The 17,352-nt window shown below is 66.6% G+C and carries 18 protein-coding genes; 9 read left to right on the forward strand and 9 right to left on the reverse strand.

Annotated elements, in window-relative coordinates; genetic code table 11:
• Positions 1-119: 119 nt before the first annotated feature.
• Positions 120-692 (forward strand): HalX domain-containing protein, encoded by a 573-nt coding sequence (locus CHINAEXTREME_RS18995; RefSeq protein WP_007140653.1) that lies wholly within the window; start codon positions 120-122, stop codon positions 690-692.
• Positions 693-909: 217 nt separating this feature from the next.
• On the opposite strand, the gene CHINAEXTREME_RS21300 is transcribed toward CHINAEXTREME_RS18995, so the two are convergent.
• From CHINAEXTREME_RS21300 to nikR, 6 genes are all read right to left on the reverse strand, one after another.
• Positions 910-1,910, reverse strand: a protein-coding gene (locus CHINAEXTREME_RS21300) for an IS630 family transposase (protein ID WP_085946394.1) whose coding sequence is annotated in 2 segments (ribosomal slippage) — positions 910-1,418 and positions 1,418-1,910 — 1,002 coding nt in all. Because the reading frame shifts where the segments join, the coding sequence is not laid out codon by codon here.
• A gap of 32 nt (positions 1,911-1,942) precedes the next feature.
• Positions 1,943-4,153 (reverse strand): two-component system sensor histidine kinase NtrB, encoded by a 2,211-nt coding sequence (locus tag CHINAEXTREME_RS19010; protein ID WP_007140650.1) that lies wholly within the window; start codon positions 4,151-4,153, stop codon positions 1,943-1,945.
• A 78-nt stretch (positions 4,154-4,231) separates the two neighbouring features.
• Entirely contained in the window at positions 4,232-5,380 is a 1,149-nt protein-coding gene (locus tag CHINAEXTREME_RS19015) for an acyl-CoA dehydrogenase family protein (protein ID WP_007140649.1), read from the reverse strand.
• 92 nt (positions 5,381-5,472) lie between these two features.
• Entirely contained in the window at positions 5,473-5,907 is a 435-nt protein-coding gene (locus tag CHINAEXTREME_RS19020; RefSeq protein WP_007140648.1) for a hypothetical protein, read from the reverse strand.
• Between the two features lie 167 nt (positions 5,908-6,074).
• Positions 6,075-6,452, reverse strand: a complete 378-nt coding sequence (locus CHINAEXTREME_RS19025; RefSeq protein ID WP_007140647.1) for a cupin domain-containing protein — start codon at positions 6,450-6,452, stop codon at positions 6,075-6,077.
• A 190-nt stretch (positions 6,453-6,642) separates the two neighbouring features.
• On the reverse strand, positions 6,643-7,071 hold the full coding sequence (nikR, locus tag CHINAEXTREME_RS19030; protein ID WP_007140646.1) for a nickel-responsive transcriptional regulator NikR: 429 nt from the start codon (positions 7,069-7,071) through the stop codon (positions 6,643-6,645).
• Positions 7,072-7,195: 124 nt separating this feature from the next.
• On the opposite strand from nikR, the gene CHINAEXTREME_RS19035 reads away from it, so the two are divergent.
• From CHINAEXTREME_RS19035 to CHINAEXTREME_RS19060, 6 genes are all read left to right on the forward strand, one after another.
• Entirely contained in the window at positions 7,196-7,987 is a 792-nt protein-coding gene (locus tag CHINAEXTREME_RS19035) for a creatininase family protein (RefSeq protein WP_007140645.1), read from the forward strand.
• A gap of 93 nt (positions 7,988-8,080) precedes the next feature.
• The gene (locus CHINAEXTREME_RS19040) at positions 8,081-8,557 is read left to right on the forward strand and encodes an Lrp/AsnC family transcriptional regulator (RefSeq protein ID WP_007140644.1); all 477 of its coding nucleotides are present in this window, start codon (positions 8,081-8,083) and stop codon (positions 8,555-8,557) included.
• A gap of 160 nt (positions 8,558-8,717) precedes the next feature.
• Entirely contained in the window at positions 8,718-8,957 is a 240-nt protein-coding gene (locus CHINAEXTREME_RS19045; protein ID WP_238593319.1) for a hypothetical protein, read from the forward strand.
• Positions 8,958-9,407 (forward strand): response regulator, encoded by a 450-nt coding sequence (locus tag CHINAEXTREME_RS19050; protein WP_007140642.1) that lies wholly within the window; start codon positions 8,958-8,960, stop codon positions 9,405-9,407.
• Positions 9,408-9,598: 191 nt separating this feature from the next.
• A complete protein-coding gene (locus tag CHINAEXTREME_RS19055; protein WP_076738770.1) occupies positions 9,599-13,156 on the forward strand; it encodes a PAS domain S-box protein in 3,558 nt (1,185 codons plus the stop codon).
• 52 nt (positions 13,157-13,208) lie between these two features.
• Positions 13,209-13,691, forward strand: a complete 483-nt coding sequence (locus CHINAEXTREME_RS19060; protein ID WP_007140640.1) for a hypothetical protein — start codon at positions 13,209-13,211, stop codon at positions 13,689-13,691.
• Here the strand turns inward: CHINAEXTREME_RS19060 and CHINAEXTREME_RS19065 are convergent.
• Positions 13,672-14,349, reverse strand: a complete 678-nt coding sequence (locus tag CHINAEXTREME_RS19065; protein WP_007140639.1) for an O-methyltransferase — start codon at positions 14,347-14,349, stop codon at positions 13,672-13,674. The two genes, CHINAEXTREME_RS19060 and CHINAEXTREME_RS19065, sit on opposite strands and share 20 nt — an antisense overlap.
• Positions 14,350-14,397: 48 nt before the next feature.
• Positions 14,398-15,705 (reverse strand): M20 family metallo-hydrolase, encoded by a 1,308-nt coding sequence (locus CHINAEXTREME_RS19070; protein WP_007140638.1) that lies wholly within the window; start codon positions 15,703-15,705, stop codon positions 14,398-14,400.
• A 125-nt stretch (positions 15,706-15,830) separates the two neighbouring features.
• On the opposite strand from CHINAEXTREME_RS19070, the gene CHINAEXTREME_RS19075 reads away from it, so the two are divergent.
• Positions 15,831-16,298: a dCTP deaminase/dUTPase family protein gene (locus tag CHINAEXTREME_RS19075; protein ID WP_029601596.1), complete on the forward strand. Its 468-nt coding sequence runs from the start codon at positions 15,831-15,833 to the stop codon at positions 16,296-16,298.
• Positions 16,299-16,354: 56 nt separating this feature from the next.
• On the opposite strand, the gene CHINAEXTREME_RS19080 is transcribed toward CHINAEXTREME_RS19075, so the two are convergent.
• Positions 16,355-16,708 carry a hypothetical protein gene (locus CHINAEXTREME_RS19080; RefSeq protein ID WP_238593320.1) on the reverse strand — a complete coding sequence of 118 codons (354 nt, stop codon included), beginning with the start codon at positions 16,706-16,708 and terminating at the stop codon, positions 16,355-16,357.
• Positions 16,709-16,852: 144 nt separating this feature from the next.
• Here CHINAEXTREME_RS19080 and CHINAEXTREME_RS19085 point away from each other — a divergent pair, with 144 nt between their 5' ends.
• Positions 16,853-17,317, forward strand: coding sequence for a universal stress protein (locus tag CHINAEXTREME_RS19085; RefSeq protein ID WP_029601597.1), 465 nt, complete (start codon positions 16,853-16,855; stop codon positions 17,315-17,317).
• The last annotated feature ends 35 nt before the right edge of the window (positions 17,318-17,352 follow it).

Genomic DNA, 17,352 nt, shown 5'->3' on the forward strand with positions numbered 1-17,352 from the left:
ATAATAAAACCGTGCTGAACGATCCGGCTGATCGACCTGTACGGTCGCGAGATTTATGACCCATAGGGACCATGACTGACGCGTGGCCGTAACCGATGACGAGCACGGAAGGGGATTCGATGGGTGACGAGCCGGACGTCCTCGTCGTTGACGACGAGACCCGACTTGCGGACCTGTTCGCCGCATGGCTCCAGACCGACTGGTCCGTCGAGACAGCCTACGACGGCGAGGAGGCCCTCGAGAAGATGGCCGACTCCGTCGAGGTCGTCCTTCTGGACCGTCGCATGCCGGGCCTCTCCGGCGACGAAGTCCTCGAGCGGATCCGCGAGAAAGGGTACGACGCCCGGGTCGTCATGGTAACGGCGGTCGATCCGGACTTCGACATCATCGAGATGGGGTTCGACGACTACCTCGTCAAGCCCGTCTCCAAGGACGAACTCCTCGAGATGGTCGACACCGTCTCGGATCGCTCCGATTACGAGTCGGAGATCCAGGAGTACTACGCGCTGGTCTCGAAGAAGGCGCTCCTCGAGTCCGAAAAACCCGACCGCAAACTCGCGGAGAACGAGGAGTATCAGGAGCTTTGCGACCGGGTCGCCGAACTCGAGGACCGCGTCGACGACGCGGTCTCGCAGATGACCTCCCACGACGAGTTCGTCGGCGCGTTCCAGAACCTGCAGTCGGAGAACTGACCGGCCCACCCGACCGAAGCCGACCGTCGTCGAGCGACGACGAAGTCCCGTCCCTCGTCCACCGTCACCCATCCCTGCTCGCACGCGTTTTTCGCCGTTCGACAGTCCTTGCTCTGCGGATCGAGTACCGTTCCAACCGTCGACTGATGGGTCGAATCGGCCCGCGCGAGCGGATTCGACCCATCAGTTCAGGCTTGGACCGCCACTATAGTAGGCGTTAGAAATAATTGCTCACCTCTGGCACAGATATTCGATCAATAGCTGTATCAATCGCTGTTGTGAGCTCACTGAGTGAGTCAAAGAAGCGGTTGCTGAGTGCCGATTGGAGTTGTCTCCAACACTCTTCGACGGGATTTAGCTCTGGCGAGTACGCCGGCAATGTCACGAAGGCGAGGTCGTCACGGGCCGCCAGGTCCGTGACGGCCGACGCCCGGAAATACGGCGCTCCATCGAACACAATGATCAGGTCACCTTCGAACTCTTTGCATAACGCGAGAATGAAATGTTTTGCGTGATCAGCCGTTACATACTCTTCGAATCGAGAGAAAAAGCGATCACCGTTCTCGGTGATCGCGCCTAAGAGACACGTCCAATCGCGTTGTCCGGACAATTCAACAGACGGTCGCGTGCCGCGAGGAAACCACGCGGCACGCGGCTCGACTTGGACGGATTTCTTGGTTTGGTCGATACAGACTACTGTGGCGTCCATTTCCCGCTGCTTTTTTTGAGTTCCTCACGGAACGCCTCTTGTTCCTCAGCCTCAGATTCGGCGGCTGTACGGCGTGGTTTTTGATAGCTCAATCCCGCTTCTTTGAGCAACCGCCGACAGCTCGGGATTGAGTACTCGACATCGTACGTCTCGTCGAGATACTGCTGGACGAGCGCCGGCGTCCACGCCGGCGCGTCGAACCCAACTTCTTCAGGAGATTCGTGGACTGTTTCTTCGAACTCTTGTTGCTCTTTTTCTGAGAGTTTTCGATTTCTCCCAGATCGATGAGCATCAGTAACAGCATGCTCAAGCGACTCGTCAGTGTCGAGTCGCTTGAGCCAGCTATAGATTGTCCGTCGCTGAACGTCGTACCACTCAGCTAGCTCAGTCTGCGTGAGACCATTTTTGTACGCTATTGCCGCTAAGAGTCGTTGTGTCGGCTTCTTTCCTTCCACATTGTCGAGGGCATCTTGTAATTCCTCGACAGAGATCTCGTCGAGATGATCCACTACATACTCCCACACTATTCGAGTAAAAAGCTCTAACGGTTACTATAGCTCGAGTCCCGCTCCGCTCGGTCCGCTGCGAACTCGAACCGGAACTCGAATCGCGCGCCGCCCGATCGGCTCTCGGTCGCCGTCACGGCCCAGCCGTGGCCGGTCGCGACCTCGCGGACGACCCAGAGACCGATTCCCAGCCCCTCCGAGGACGACGATACGGAGGGATCGAACACGTTCTCGCGCTCGCGCAGTTCCTCCGGCAGGCCGGAGCCATCGTCGGCGACGAAGAAGCCGGTGACGGTGCCGTCGGCCTCGAGCGGCCCCGTACGGACGGTGACGTCGCTGCCGCCGTGTTCGACGCTGTTCCGGAAGAGGTTCTCGAACAGCCGCAGGAGCCGCCCCCTGTCGGCCTCGAACGGCGTCTCGCCGCCGGGACGGACCGACGACTCGTGGACGACGAACGACGCCGACGGCGTCGAGACGTGGTCCCACGCCTCCGCGGCGACGTCCTCGAGCGTGACGGGTTCGGGTTCGGCCGCCCAGTCGCCGCCGCGGGCGATCGAGAGGACGTCGTCGATGATCCCCTCCATCCGATCGAGACCGTCGCGGATCTGCTCGACGTGCTCGAGCGATCCGGTCTCTTCGATGAGGTCGAGATACCCCTGGGAGACGCTAAGCGGGTTCCGGAGGTCGTGGCTGACGACCCGGGCGAACGCGTCGAGGCGTTCGTTCTGCTCGCGGAGTTTGCGCTCGCTTCGCTTTCGCTCGGTGATGTCCCGGACCACGCCGACGATCCCCTCGAGGTCGTCCCCGCCGCCGAGGACCGCGACCTGTCCCTCACAGGGGATCGTCCGGCCGTCCTTTCGCTCGAGGGTCAGTTCGACGGTGTCGGTGCTCTCGTCGGACGCGAGCAGCGATCGTACCGTGGCTTCACCGGCGTCGACGTCGTCGCCGCCGAACAGGATCGAGACGTGTTCCCCGAGCAGCCCCTCGCGGCTGTAGCCGGTCATCTCCGTCAGCGCTTCGTTGACGGTCATGAAATGTCCCTGCTCGTCGAGCACGCACATGCCGTCGCCCGCGGTCTCGACGAGCCGTTCGTACCGTTCGAGGACCCGTTCCTGCTGATCGAGTCGTCCGCGAACGGCGATCGTCTCGAGGACGTGGGAGGCGACGCGAGCGACCTCCCGGATCGCGTCCCGATCCGCGTCCGTGAGCCCGTCGGTGGCGTAAACGACGAAGACGCCGTACAGGTCGCCGATCGCCTCGGTCGCCGGACGCCGCTCGGTCGCGACCAGCGGCGCGGCGGCAACTGCCTCGACGCCCCGGTCCGCGGCCTGCTCGCCGAACGGGACCGCGCCGGGATCGCGCTCGAGGTCCTCGAGGTCGACGACCTGCAGTTCGTGGCTGCGAACAGCCCGGTGAAGCACGGTTCCCTCGGCGCCGACTCCGAACGTTCGCTGGAGCGGCCACTCGAGTTCCGACGAGTCGGTGATCCAGGGGACGATCTCGCTTTCGCCCCGGTCGTACTCGCCGACCCAGGCGAACGCGAACCGATCGCTGTCGGTGAACTCCTCGCGCAGGCTCGCCTCGACGGACAGCGGCGAGGTAGCGTCGACCAGCCGCCGCCTGACGGCGGCGACGATCGACTCGAGGTCGGCCGTCGGGTTCGGTCGGTCCGGACTCGTATCGCTCCCCTCTTCGCGGTCGGAATCCTCGTGCTCGGAGGAGCCGTCGTACACCTGTTCCACCACCGCCCGCGCGAGGTGCGCCGCGACGGTCGCGGCGTCGTCGGTCGACGGTCGATCGCTCTCGGTCAACACCGTGATACGGCTCTCGAGCCGGCGGAGGTCGTCGGTGGACGGCACCGCGGGATCCCGCTCCGACACGTCCTCGCTCTCGAGTCCCCAGTGAACGATCGTCGGGGCTTCTCGGGCCTCGGACTCGAGGGCCTCGAGCAGCGACGCGTCGGCCACGGCACGGTCTCCGCCGCGGGAATCTGTGTTCCCCTTCGTCGTGCCGGCCAGCGTCCGCGCGTCGAGGACGATCCCGTCGATGGAGTCGCGCTCGAGTCTCGCGGCGGCTTTCCGGGCGGACTCCGCGACGGTCACGTCCACCGGATCGTCCGTCAGCGCGAGAGCGACGGCGGCCCGCGTGGAGCGGTCGCTACTGACACAGAGGACACGAGGCCGCGTCGCGGCCGCCTCAGTGTCGGCCGAATCACTATCGTCCGTGTGGTCGCGGACGGATCGCATCTGCCCGTAGCCTTTCTCTCGACACGGATCGTTCTTTCGGCCAGGAACGGGCGCGGGCGTCGGGTCGGACCGCCAGGGCTAGGGGGCCTGCCCGTAGATCAGGTTCCGCTGGATCTCGTTTGCCCCCTCGTAGATGACGGGGATCCGGGCGTCCCGATACGCCCGGGCGATCCGACGCTCGTCCAGGATCGACCGGCCACCGTGGAACTGCATTCCCTGCTCGGTGACGTCGACGGCCGTCTCGGTCGCCTTCGTCTTCGCCATCGCGGCCCAGTAGCCGGCGTTCTCGCCGCTCTGAACCTTCTCGCAGGCTCGCCAGGTCAGCGCCCGCGCGCTCTCGAACTCGAGGAGCATGTCCGCCAGTCCGTGCTGGACCGACTGGAACTCGCTGATCGTCCGGCCGAACTCCTCGCGGTCGTGGGTGAACGCCCAGGCCTCCTCGAGGGCGGCGGCCGCGATCCCGAGACCGTGGCCGGCGACGATCACCCGGCCGTGGTTGAAGAACTCCGCGAGCATCCAGAAGCCCGCGCCCTCGGTGCCGATCAGGTTCTCCTCGGGGATCCGGCAGCCGTCGAACTCGATGTGAGCCTGCTTGGAGGCGCGCATGGCCATCTTCTCGGGGATGTGTTCGGCGTCGTAGCCGTCGGCGTCGGTCGGGACGATGAACATCGAGTGGTTCCCGTACCGATTGTCCTCGTCGCCGGTCTTCGCGTAGAGGGTGATCCAGTCGGCCTCGACGCCGTTGCCGATCCAGTACTTCTCGCCGTCGATGACCCACTCGTCGCCGTCCTTCTCGGCCGTCGTTTCCATCCCCGCGAGGTCGCTGCCCGTCTCGGGTTCCGAAACGGCCAGCCCGGAGAGCTGGTCGCCCTCCGCGACCGGTCGGATGTACTCCTCGCACTGCTCGTCGGAGCCGTACTCGTAGGTAATCTCGCAGCCGAAACTCGCCAGCTGGAGGGTGAGCGCGATCCCCGCGTCGGCCCGGTAGAACTCCTCGGTGACTGCGAGCAACTGCGGGAGATCGAGCCCGCGGCCCCCCCACTCCTCGGGGATGTCCTGGGCGACGAGGCCGGCCTCCTGCCCGGCCTCGAGGATTTCGTGGGGGTACTCGCCGGACTGGAAGTACTCCTGGGCGTTCGGTTCGATGTGTTCGCGGGCGAACTCCGCGGCTTCCGCCTTGATCTCGCGGGCGTGCTCCGGGACGATGCTGTCGTCGAGCGGTTCCATACGCCCTCGACCACGGCCGGCGGAATATAGCCGCGGCCTCCATTGGATGGGATCAGGGGCCGCGGCTCGCGGGTTCGGGCGAGCGACCGCCGTCACCGCAGCGCCTGCACCAGTTCCTCATCGTCGGCGGAGGCCTCGATCTGCCGATCCAGCCGGCTGGCGTCCCAGGCGACGTCGGTGAGCAGGTGGACGTACAGGACGGCGGCGGTCAGCACGGCGAGCGGGACGCTCGCAAGTGCGAGCAACGCGACCAGCAACCCGATCAGGACGAGGTGACTCAGGAGCCGCGAGAGCACGCCGACGTCGCCACGGTCGAAGATGCGACTCTGGTCCGCGACCGCCGCGGCGGGATTGGACAGACAGAACCGCACGGCGTCCCAGCCACCCGTCTTGAGACGGGCAATGAGGAAGTGGTCGAGGTCGATCAGGACGCCGATCGCGGTGCCGTAGGCGACGAGCGCCGCGGCTGGGACGGCGTATCCGAAGGGCGAAACCGGGGGCAGAACGGCTACGACCGCCAGAGACACGACCAGGGAGACGACGGCGTGGTGTTTCGAGTAGATCGGTACTCACCCGGCCGGGTAGATGACGGCGAGTCACTAAACGGTCCCGCCGTCTTGCACGCCTGCGGGCTCGGGACGTCCCGGCTTAGCCTCCGTCCGCTGGGTCACCGCGTCAGTTCGATCGGTCCGTCTCAGCCGGCGAACCCGGAGAGCAGCCACTCGTCGTCGCCACCCTCGTCGTCCCCGATGCTCGGCGCGCTTACGAGCACGAACGCGCTCTCGGCGTCCCCGTTGCGGATCTGGCGCGTCGACTCCGGTGGGATCCAGAGGGCGTCACCGGTCTCCATCTCGACCGGTTCGTCGTCGACGACGACCGTCGCCTCGCCCTCGATGAGTACGTACACCTCCTCGTGGTCGTTGTCCGTGTGGTCGTGGGGTTTGCTGTTCCAGCCCGGGTCACAGCGAGCGACGGTGACCCCCACCTGTTCGGTCTCGAGCGGGTCCGACAGGAAGTGCATCGCGCTCGAGACCTGGTCGACGTCCTCGTAGTTGACCTTCCGGTAGCTCATGTCGTCCGCTTCGAGGGGAGGACGGTAAAATTGCGCGCACAGCGGCACGTATTGTCGGTGTCGGTGTCGGTGTCGGCGTCAGTGTTGCGGTCGGAGCCGACCGAACGGATCGGACGGTCTGTTGTAGTTCGGTACCGGTAATCGTCGTCCCGTCGGAGCGATCACCGGTAAACCGCTACAACGATCCGTCTCAGTGATCCTGTGCGATCGGATCGAAGTCGTCGACCGGGATCACGGAATAGTCGACCGTCAGCGCGTCCTGGGTCGCCCGGATCTTCCCGACGAACGTCGAGATATCCTCGAGTTCGCCCTCCAGCACGAACAGTTCCATACAGTAGTGGTCGCCGACGTGGCTGTGGAAGTTCGAGGCCACGAGGTCCTCGTGTTCGTGTCGCAGGTGCATCATCCGCTCCTCGACGCTCGTGGTCTCGTAGTCGAACAGGACGGTGACGATCCCCATGAGTTCGCGGTCCTCGAGTCGGGTGTCCTCGAACTCGCCGAGCAGGTTCCGGGAGGCCTCCCGGACGACTTCGCTGCGGCCGGTGTAGCCGTGTTCTTCGGCGAACTGGTCCAGCCGTTCGAGGAGTTCGTCCGGCATCGAGACGCTTACGACTGCCATATAATAACTCGACGGCAGTCAACTATTAAGGTTTACTATCACAGGAGGGAGCGGACGACGGCTGCGGGCCTCGAGCGAACGCCCCGTCGCACAACGTTTTGTGGCTTCGCCGGGAGGTGAGGGTATGTACCTGCCGCACCGAACCTGGCCCGAACTCGCGGAGCGTGTCGACGAGGAGTCGCTGGCCGTCGTGCCGCTGGGGTCGACCGAACAGCACGGCCCCCATCTCCCGGAGGGAACCGACTACCTGATCGCCGAGGCACTCGCGCGGGAGGCGGTCGATCGGACGGGATTCCTCTGTACGCCGCCGCTCCCGATCGGGGTGAGCTCCCACCACCGGCAGTTCCACGGGACGATGTGGGTCGAGCCGCCGGTCTTCCGGGACTTCGTCGAGAGCTTCTCGCGGAACCTCACGTACCACGGGATCGACCGGATCGTCTACGTCAACGCCCACGGCGGCAACGTTTCCCACCTCCGGGAGGTCGGCCGCCGGCTCCACGAGGACGGGACCGCCTACGCCATCGAGTGGATGTGGGACGAGTCGATCCCCGACCTGATCGAAGAGGTCTTCGAGACTCCCGGTCCCCACGGCGGCCCCAAGGAAACCGCGATGATCATGCACATCGCCGAGGAACTGGTCCGGAAGGACCGCCTCGAGGACGCCCGCGATGGCGGGGCGACGTTCGACTACGACGCCGAGCGCGTCCACGGCGCGACGACGTTCTACGACGCCGTCGAGAACAGCCCGAACGGCGTCTTCGGTGACCAGACCGACGCGACTCCCGAGGTCGGCGCGGAGTTGTTCGAGGCCGCGACCGACCAGCTCGTCGCGTTACTCGAGTGGCTCGACGAACGACCGCTCGAGGGGTTGCTGCCGGATTCCCACGTCGAACCGCGGCCAAGGGATGGTTCGTGACCGGGACGGACGGGAGGGTCGCGGGCCGGCGGCCGTTTCGCCGGATGCGGGACAACCGAACCTCTTTTGAATTGGGTCCGAAAGGGCCGCCTGATGAGTTCCTTCGAACTCGACGACGTGGATCGCGGGATCCTCCACTTGCTCCAGGAGGACGCCCGCGACAACTCCCCGGCGACGATCGCCGAGGAGGTCGGGGTGGCACCGAACACGGTCCGGAACCGGATCGAGCGCCTGGAGGAACACGGCGTGATCGAGGGATATCACCCACAGATCGACTACGAACGGGCGGGCTACCAGTTGCGCGTTATTTTCGTCTGTACCGTCCCGATCTCGGAGCGCCGGACGTTCGCGGACGAGGCGTTCGACATCGACGGGGTCGTTCGGGTCGTCGAAGTTCTCTCGGGTCGGGAGAACCTGGCCGTCGAGGCCGTCGCGGAGGACAGCGACGGCGTAACCGGCATCGCCAGCGACCTCGAGGACCTGGGCTGTGAGATCGCGGACGAGTGGTTCGTCAAAAACGAGCGCGTGCAACCGTTCGACCACTTCGGGATCGACGTGGCGGACGAGTGATCGACGCCTTTCGATCGACCTTCGTTCCACAGAAGACGTTGCGGATATCTTCAACGTATTTGCCTGCAGATTTACTCAATATATCCTAATAGGATGCAGTATACCATGTATATTTGGTGTAAAAGTTATTTATTACGCATACAGATGGTGAAACGTATCGATGGGACGACGCATGCAGTACGGCGACGGGAGCACCGGTAGACCGATGGGGAAAAGCCCGGCCGCAGTCTCCGCAGGTTCCCGCGACGGAATGGGATCGAGTCGCTACCGCGGGGAGACCTGCCGCCGGCCGACAACGGCCGACCGCGTCGCAGGGTCCATACCGGACGACCGCGGTATCGAGGTCATCGACGTCATCGAGGCCATCGATCGTTGCCGCACGTATCGCTCGAGTCACTGAATGTCCGCGGATACTCAGTGCGACGTCCTCCTGGTCGAAGACGATCCGGGCGACGCGACCCTCGTGGAGGAGGCGTTCGCAGCGACGGCGGGGGACACTCGTCTCCGGGTCGCCGACGACGGCTACGAGGCGCTACACTACCTGAAACGGGCCGGAAACGCCGACCCGAATGCGCTCCCCGATCTCGCGCTCGTGGATCTACAGCTGCCGGGAAAGGACGGCTGCGAACTGCTCGAGGCAATCAGAGCGGATCCACAGCTCCGGTGTCTCCCCGTGATCATGCTCACCGGCTCGGACGACGCGGACGACGTCCGCCGCTGTTACGAGGCGTCGGCGAACGCGTATCTCACGAAGCCGACGGATCTCGACGGGTACGTGGGAGTCGCGGAGTTGATCGAGCGGTTCTGGTTCGACCACGTCCAGTTGCCGCCAGTCTCGCAGTCCCCGTAATACGGATTACTGGAACGATTTATCGGCGCAACTGCGACCCGGGCGGCGGTTGCGCCGGAAATGACTTACAGGAAACCGTATAGGTATCCGCGAGCGTCGCCACGCGACGAGAGGAGAGCCGACGACGGCAAGCGGGATTTTCTCCCGCAACGAGCGGTGAACTTATCCGGCCAAGCATCTTGGAACCGGCAATGAGCGATCGTGGTGACTCGAGCGAGCGACGGGTCCCGGTCGTCGGCGGGGAACCCCCGTCCCGCCGGCAGTTCCGGACCCTCGTCGAGACCGTCGACGGCGGCGTCTTCCAGTTCGACGGCGACGGTCGCATCGTCGCGATCGACGACAGTCTCGCCGAGTTGGTCGGACTCGGTCCCGAAGCGACCGAGCAGGCGAAGCGAAACGGATGCCGCGACCGATTGCTGGGCAATTCCGTCGCCGACCTGGCGGCGGACTCAGACCGCGAGCTTCTCGAGGCGGCACTGGCGGAAAAAGAGGGAGACGCGGACGGCGACGGCGACGACGACGGCGAGGACGGCATAACAGAACTCGAGATCACGATTCGGACTCGTCGCGACGACCCGATCCCGTGTACCCTCCGGCTGAACGACGGCCGAGAACCGCGATCGGACGGCGGCGCCGACGAGACCGACGAGAGCCGCGGGTTCGGCATCGTCCGGCCGATGGTCCGAGACGACGACGCCGAGGCCGGGCCGACGGCATCCGCGGCGATCGATCCGATCATGGAGGCCCTCGAGACGGCGAACGTCGGCGCGTTCGTTCTCGACTCCGATTTCGACGTCGCCTGGCTCAACGAGGCGACGGAGCGGTACTTCGGCATCGAGCGGGGCGACGTCGTCGGGCGGAGCAAACGGGACCTCATCGAGGGCCAGATCCGAGAACGCATCGCCGACGAGGACGCCGACGAGTTCGTCGACACCGTTCTCGCGACGTACGACGACAACAGCAGCGTCGAACGCTTCGAGTGCCGGGTGACCGACGGGAGCGACGACGGGGTGCGCTGGCTCGAGCACCGAAGCAAACCCATCGAGAGTGGCCCCTACGAGGGTGGCCGGGTGGAGCTCTACTACGACGTGACCGACCAGCGCCAGCGTGCGTTGCAGTTGCGGCGGCTGAACGAAGCCGTCCGCGACTGGCTCGAGTGTGACACCTGGGACGAGGTCGCCGAACGGGCGTGTCGGAGCCTGCAGGACGTCCTCGGCCTCGAGATCAACGGCGTCTACCGCTACGACGAGGAGGGCGAGACGCTTCGACCGACCGCCAAGTCCGACCGGGCCGAGGACCTGTTCGACGACCTGCCCGCGTTCGACGCGGGCGATGGGATCGCCTGGCGGGTCTTCGAGACCGGCGACCTCGAGCTTTACGAGGACGTCCGGGCTGCCCCGAACGTCTTCAACCCCGAGACGCCGATCCGCAGCGAGATCGTCCTCCCGATCGGCAACCACGGGGTGCTCATCGTCGGCTCCGAGCGTGCCGACGCGTTCGGCGACGAGGAGGTCTCGCTTTCGAAGATCGTCGCCTCGAGCCTCGAGGTGATCTTCGATCGACTCGGACACGAACGTCGGCTGCAACGCGAGCAGGCCCAGACCGAGGAACTCCTGCGAACGGCGCCGGTCGGGATCGCCGTCGAGGACGCCGACGGCGAGACGGTCCTCGCGAACCGCTACGCGACGGAATCGCTCGGCTTGCCGGCGGGAACGAGCTTCGAAGAGATCGTGACCGGGGACCGGGAGGTTTACGACGCCGAGGGCGGTCCCCTCGAAGCGGTGGACGCGCCGTCGGCCCGTGCCAGACGGTCCGGCGAACCGGTCGTCGATCAGGAACTCGTCCTCGTGGACGAGACGGGACGCCAGCGGTGGTTCTCCGTCAACGCGGCACCTGTCACCGACCCCGACGGCGCCGTCGAACGCGTCGTCATCGCCGCGGAGGACGTCACCGAGCGCAAGCAACGTGAGCGCCGGCTCGAGCGCCGCAAGAGCGAACTCGAGACGCAACTGAGCGAGATCCTGGGCCGCGTCTCGGACGCGTTCGTCGCCGTCGACAGCGACTGGCGGTTCACCCACGCCAACGAGCGGGCGGCCGAGATTCTCGGCCGCTCCGGGCAACCGGACGGCCTCCTCGGCGAGACCCTGTGGGAGCTGTACCCCGGGAAGACGGATCCCGTCCGGCGTCGGTTCCGCGATGCCATGCGGACCCAGCGGCCGGTCAGCTTCGAGCGGTACGTCGACGCGCTCGACTCGTGGCTCGAGTTCAACGTCTACCCCTCCGAGACCGGGCTCTCGGTGTACTTCCGGAACGTCACCGAGCGCAAGGAGCGGGAACGGGAACTCAGACGATACGAGACGATCGTCGAAACCGTCGAAGACGGCATCTACGTACTCGGCGGCGACGAACGGTTCACGACCGTCAACGAGGCCTATACGGAGATCACCGGCTACGGCCGCGAGGGGCTGCTCGGCGCGCACGCCTCCCTGGTCGCCAACGAATCGGTCATGGAGTACGCCCGGGAAGTCGCGGCCGACGACGACGCGTCGACGATCGAGACCGAAATCGAGAGCGCGTCCGGCGACTCCGTCCCGGTCGAAGCGACGGTCACGAGCCTGCGCCGGATCGACGGCGAGCGCGAGCGGATCGGCGTCGTCCGCGATATCACCGAGCGCAAGGAACGCGAGCGGCAACTCGAGGCCAGCGAGCAGCGGTACCGGACCCTCGTGCAGAACTTCCCGGACGGTATCGTCGCGCTCTACGACGAGAACCTCGAGTATACGGCCGCCGGCGGCGGGTTGCTCGAGGAAGTCGGCACCGACCCGGAGACGGTGATCGGACAGACCGTCCCCGAGCGGTATTCCGAGGAACTCGTCGAGGAGATCGAACCCCACTTCCGAGCCGCCCTCGAGGGGGAGGAACGCACCTTCGAGGTCGACTACCGCGGCCGGGAGCTGTCCGCCCGGACGCTCCCGGTCCGGATCGGCGAGGAGGTCGACGCGGGCATGATCGTTGCCCGGGACGTCACCGAACGCAACGAGTACCAGCGCAAGCTCGAAGAGTCGAACGAGCGGTTGGAGCAGTTCGCGTACGCGGCTTCCCACGACCTGCAGGAGCCGTTGCGGATGGGGACGAGCTACCTGCAGTTGCTCGAGCGTCGGTACGGCGACGCCCTCGACGAGGACGGCGAGGAGTTCCTCGCGTACGCGGTCGACGGCGCCGAGCGGATGAAGGCGATGATCGACGGCCTGCTGGAGTACTCCCGGGTCGAAACCAGGGGAGACCCGCTCGAGCAGGTCGACCTGAACGCCGTTCTCGAGGACGTGCGGGACGATCTGACGGTGCAACTCGCCGAGGCGGACGCGGACGTCGAGGTCGATTCGCTCCCGCGAGTTCGAGGCGACGCGGATCAACTCCGGCAGGTGTTCCAGAACCTGTTGTCAAACGCCGTCGAGTACAGCGGTGACGAACCGCCGCGGATCGAGGTCACCGCGGAGGAAAACCCCGGCGAGGGGACCTGGACCGTCGCCGTCAGCGACGAGGGAGTGGGGATCGACCCAGCGGACCAGGAGCGGATCTTCGAGGTATTTCAGCGGCTCGAGGGTACCGGGCGGGGCTCCGGCACGGGGATCGGGCTGGCGCTGTGCAAGCGGATCGTCGAGCGCCACGGCGGCGAGATCGCCGTCGAGTCGGAACCCGGCGAGGGAACGACGTTCTACGTGACGCTCCCGGCGGCCGACGAGGTCTGACCCCGCCGACCAACAACTATATATCCGATCGCCTACACCTGCCGGCAAGGCGGTGCACGACGTGATCCACGCCACCACCAGTTCGGGCTCGGACTCGGAGACGGGTCGGCTCTCGATCGCCGCATCGTTCGCCTCCTTCGTCGTCGCGGGCGGCGCGACCGCCAGCACCGACGCGATCGTTCCGACGCTCGGAGCGACGGCGCTGGCGGTGGGCGGCGTCTACCTGCTCGCGCTGTACGCGAAGGCCGTCTCGCGCCGAACTCTCGCCCAGCTGTCGGTCGCCCTCTGGGTCGGGTTCCTCGGTGTCGCCGGCCTCCACGCCGTCGGTCTCGAGACGGTCGGCGCAGCCGTCCCCGGGCCGACCGGGACGCTCGTCCTCTCGCTGACCGCGATCACGTGGGGGACCTTCCTGACGGCTTGCGGTTCGACCGCCTTCCTCGCCGCCCAGGAATACGGTTCCTCGGCCGGAACGCAGGTCGACGCCGAAGAGCAGGTTCTCGAGGGCGAGACCGGCACTACGCGACGCGGTAGCTGACCGCGATTCCCTCGCCCAGCGGCAGGAGAACGGTCTCGAACTCCGGATCTTCCCGCACCCGCGCCAGGTAGTCGGCGATCCCCCTGGTGTGTTCGTTGGCCTCGAGCGCGTCGGGATCGGCGTCCTCCTCGACGATTTCTCGCAGTTTGTCGAACTCGATGATCCCGGCAGTCACGGCGTTGTCCGCGACGACGACGCCCCCCTGTGGGACCTTCGAGCGGACGGCCTCGAAAGCGTCCACGTACCGGCCCTTCTGGTGGTCGATCAGCACGGCGTCGAACGGGCCGTCGTAGGCCTCGATCGTCTCGAGGGCGTCCCCGAGTTCGTACCGGGCGAGATCGTCGTAACCGCCCGCGGCCATGTACTCGCGGGCCAGCTCGAGTTCGTCCTCGTCGACTTCGGTCAGAACGATCTCGCCGTCGTCGGGGAGGGCCTCGGCGAGCCAGTAGGCCGAGTAGCCGTAGCCAGAGCCGAACTCGAAGATCCGCTCGGCGTCGGTCAGCCGGGCGAGCAACCGGAGGACGGCCCCGACCTCGGGCCCGACGTGGGGAAACCCCTCGCGCTCGGCGAACTCGTCCATCTCGACGAGCGTCTCGTCCGGCTCCGGACCGACCGCCCGGACGAACGCCTTGATTTCGTCGGCAAGTACGTCGACCATGTCCGACGGTACGCGGCCGGGCACATCAAGTTCGGGGACGAATCGAGCCTACTCCCCGGCGAGACGCGCGATCGCCTCGCCCAGCACGCGCGCCGCGGTCGCACAGTCCGCCCAATCGGTCCATTCCCGGGGTGTGTGCGAGAGCCCGTCTTCGGACGGCGCGAAGAGCATCCCGGCGTCGGTGACCCGCGAGACGTACATCGCGTCGTGGGCCGCGCCGGAGTGCATCGAGAGCGAGTCGACGCCCGCGGCGTCGGCACCCGCCGCTACCGCCTCCCGACACCGCTCGCTCATCGGGGCCGGCTCCACCTCGAGTTCGACCTCGAGGTCGGTCTCGACGCCGCGGTCGGCCTCGAGGCGGGCGAGACAGCGGCGGGCGCGCTCGAGGAGCCGGTCCATCGTCGCGGCCTCGACGTCCCGGAGATCGACGCCCAGTTCGACCGCGCCGGGAACGACGTTGGTCGCGTTCGGCGTGACGTGGCTCTTGCCGACGGTGGCGACGGCGGTTCCGGTTTCGGTCTCGCCGTCCCTGCCGTCCATCGCGAACTCCCGTCCCGCCCGCTCTATGTCCAGGACGAACTCGCTTGCCGCCGCCAGCGCATCCGTCCGGTCGGCCATCGCCGTCGTCCCCGCGTGGTCGGCTTCCCCGACGAACCGCGCAGTCGCGTGGACGATGCCCGTGATCGTCGAGACGACGCCGACCGGAATCCCGCGCTCCTCGAGTCGGGTGTCCTGTTCGACGTGGAGTTCGAGGAAGCCGTCCCACTGGTCGGCCTCGAGCCGACCCTCCCCGCGATAGCCGATCTCCGCGAGCGCGTCCTCGAGGGTCGTCCCCTCGTCGTCGGTCACCGCGAGCGCGTCCTCGACGGAGCGATGGCCGGTCGCGACCGACGAGCCGAGCATTCCGCCGGCGAACCGGGTCCCCTCCTCTTCGGTGAACGAAACGACCGCGACCGGCCGCGCGGGTTCGACGTCGCTTTCCTGCAGCATGCGGACCGCCTCGAGCGCGGCGTAGACGCCCAGCGGTCCGTCGAAGATGCCGCCTTCGGGCACCGAGTCGAGGTGGCTCCCGGCCGCGACCGGCGCCGAGTCGGGGTCGGCCGAGTCGGGCGTCCAGGTGCCGACGACGTTCCCCACGGCGTCGACCGAGACGCTGAGGCCCGCGTCCTCGAGGCGATCGACGAGGTAGTCGCGAGCCCGGCGGTTCGGCTCCGTACCGGTGAGGACCGTCCGGCCCCGCCCCTCCTCGGCGTCGATCGCGCCGAACTCGGCGTTTCGCTCGAGGTCGGAGCGGAGGCGCTCCGCGTCGACCGCGACCGGTTTATCGATCCCGTCCGCGTTTCGATCCGTGCTCATACGCCCGGGTTCGCGCTCCCCCCGGATACCGTTTCGTCTCGCGGCAGCGCCGCGCCGTCGCGTCGACGGGGACGGGGACGGGGACGGTACGTTTTTTGACGCTCGGCGTCGTCAGTTTCGACCGAATGTCCGCCGAACACGAACGCGAACACCCGCTGGTCGACTCCGTCGACAACCTGGTGTACGAACCCGTACAGGTCCACGAGCACGGGATCGACCTCACCGCGAGCGCGATCTACCGCGTCGCCGGTCCCGGCCGGATCGACTTCGGCGGCGACGAACTCGAGGACGCCGACCTCGAACCGGTCGAGACCACCCTCCGCGATCCGGACGACGAGTACGGGTGGTGGGACCTCGAGGGCGGCCAGTACGTCGTCCAGCACAACGAGTTCCTCACCGACGCGGAGGAGCCGCTGTGGCTCCAGCCCCGGAACGAACTGCTCGCTCGCGGCGGCTCGCACCCGTCGATGCAGGTGGTCTCGCACCTGCCGCTGATCCCGCTTACGGTCGCCGACGGCGGGCTCCGACTGAAGGAGAACGCGCGGATCTCGACGCTGATGCCGCCCGGAACGCCTGCTGGACCGTCGGAGTGAGGCCGGAGGACCGTCTCGAGAGCGTTCGATTCGCGGAACTCACGCGTTTTCAGTTTTCAGTTCTCACAGCCCTCGCCGGAATACGTCAGCAGGTAGTACGTCTCGCCGTCGCGAGTCACCGCGTAGAGGGTCGTCGTATCCCAGTAGCGAAACTCCGGCGGTTCACCGCCCAGGTCGTCGGCCGTCGTCGAGTGGCTGCCGTTCTCGAGGGCTGCGTCGACCACCTGTTTGGCCTCGTCGCTCAACTCACCGTACTCGTAGCTCTCGCGGGGGTCGCCGTAGTCGTCCGACGAGTCGACGACCTCGTGGGACAGCCGGCAGTTCGCCGGCACGTCCCCGTTCCCGGCGCAGCCGGCCGCGACGCCCGTGAGGGCGACGGCGGCGCCGGCCAGCATGGATCGACGGTTCATGTCGTCGATGCTCTCTGCGGGGACCAAGTCTCTTGTCCAAGGTGAAAGAGGGACTTGGGCGCGGTCACCCTCGAGCTCGAGCGACGGAAACGGAATACTGCGCCGAACTGAATACTTATCCCGGCGGTCGGAGAACATGTTAGCATGGCAATCGATACAGTGCTACTGGCCGTCGGGCCGATGGACACGGTCCGGGCCGAGGGACTCGCCGAGACCGTCCTTGAGATCGCGGACCCGCTCGGGGCACGAGTGGTGATCGGACACGCGTTCACCGCACAGGAGTACGAGGAGTTCCGCGAGGATCTGGGCCTCGAGGCCCGCCTCGAGGACGTCGATCCCGACGAGGTCGCCGCCGAACGCGCGCCGGTAAGCGACCTCGCGGACCGGTTCGCGGAGGCGGGCGTCGACTACGAGATCCGCGGCTCCGTCGGCGAGATCGGCGACGCCGTCGTCGACATGGCACGAGCGGTCGACGCCGACCGGATCGTCGTCGGCGGTCGCCGCCGCTCGCCGGCGGAGAAGGCCGTCCTCGGGTCGGTCTCACAGGACATCATCCTCCAGGCCCCCTGTCCGGTGACGTACTTCCGGGATCTGGACGTAATGGAGTGAACGCGGCGACCCGCGGCTTCGAAGAGTACTCGAGA

The organism is Halobiforma lacisalsi AJ5, assembly GCF_000226975.2.
Taxonomy (GTDB): Archaea; Halobacteriota; Halobacteria; order Halobacteriales; family Natrialbaceae; genus Natronobacterium; species Natronobacterium lacisalsi.

Coding starts and splice junctions, on each gene's coding strand:
- CHINAEXTREME_RS18995 (WP_007140653.1), top strand. CDS start 120: ATGGGTGACGAGCCGGACGTCCTCGTCGTTGACGACGAGACCCGACTT.
- CHINAEXTREME_RS19010 (WP_007140650.1), bottom strand. CDS start 4,153: ATGCGATCCGTCCGCGACCACACGGACGATAGTGATTCGGCCGACACT.
- CHINAEXTREME_RS19015 (WP_007140649.1), bottom strand. CDS start 5,380: ATGGAACCGCTCGACGACAGCATCGTCCCGGAGCACGCCCGCGAGATC.
- CHINAEXTREME_RS19025 (WP_007140647.1), bottom strand. CDS start 6,452: ATGAGCTACCGGAAGGTCAACTACGAGGACGTCGACCAGGTCTCGAGC.
- nikR (WP_007140646.1), bottom strand. CDS start 7,071: ATGGCAGTCGTAAGCGTCTCGATGCCGGACGAACTCCTCGAACGGCTG.
- CHINAEXTREME_RS19035 (WP_007140645.1), top strand. CDS start 7,196: ATGTACCTGCCGCACCGAACCTGGCCCGAACTCGCGGAGCGTGTCGAC.
- CHINAEXTREME_RS19040 (WP_007140644.1), top strand. CDS start 8,081: ATGAGTTCCTTCGAACTCGACGACGTGGATCGCGGGATCCTCCACTTG.
- CHINAEXTREME_RS19045 (WP_238593319.1), top strand. CDS start 8,718: ATGGGACGACGCATGCAGTACGGCGACGGGAGCACCGGTAGACCGATG.
- CHINAEXTREME_RS19050 (WP_007140642.1), top strand. CDS start 8,958: ATGTCCGCGGATACTCAGTGCGACGTCCTCCTGGTCGAAGACGATCCG.
- CHINAEXTREME_RS19055 (WP_076738770.1), top strand. CDS start 9,599: ATGAGCGATCGTGGTGACTCGAGCGAGCGACGGGTCCCGGTCGTCGGC.
- CHINAEXTREME_RS19065 (WP_007140639.1), bottom strand. CDS start 14,349: ATGGTCGACGTACTTGCCGACGAAATCAAGGCGTTCGTCCGGGCGGTC.
- CHINAEXTREME_RS19070 (WP_007140638.1), bottom strand. CDS start 15,705: ATGAGCACGGATCGAAACGCGGACGGGATCGATAAACCGGTCGCGGTC.
- CHINAEXTREME_RS19075 (WP_029601596.1), top strand. CDS start 15,831: ATGTCCGCCGAACACGAACGCGAACACCCGCTGGTCGACTCCGTCGAC.
- CHINAEXTREME_RS19080 (WP_238593320.1), bottom strand. CDS start 16,708: ATGAACCGTCGATCCATGCTGGCCGGCGCCGCCGTCGCCCTCACGGGC.
- CHINAEXTREME_RS19085 (WP_029601597.1), top strand. CDS start 16,853: ATGGCAATCGATACAGTGCTACTGGCCGTCGGGCCGATGGACACGGTC.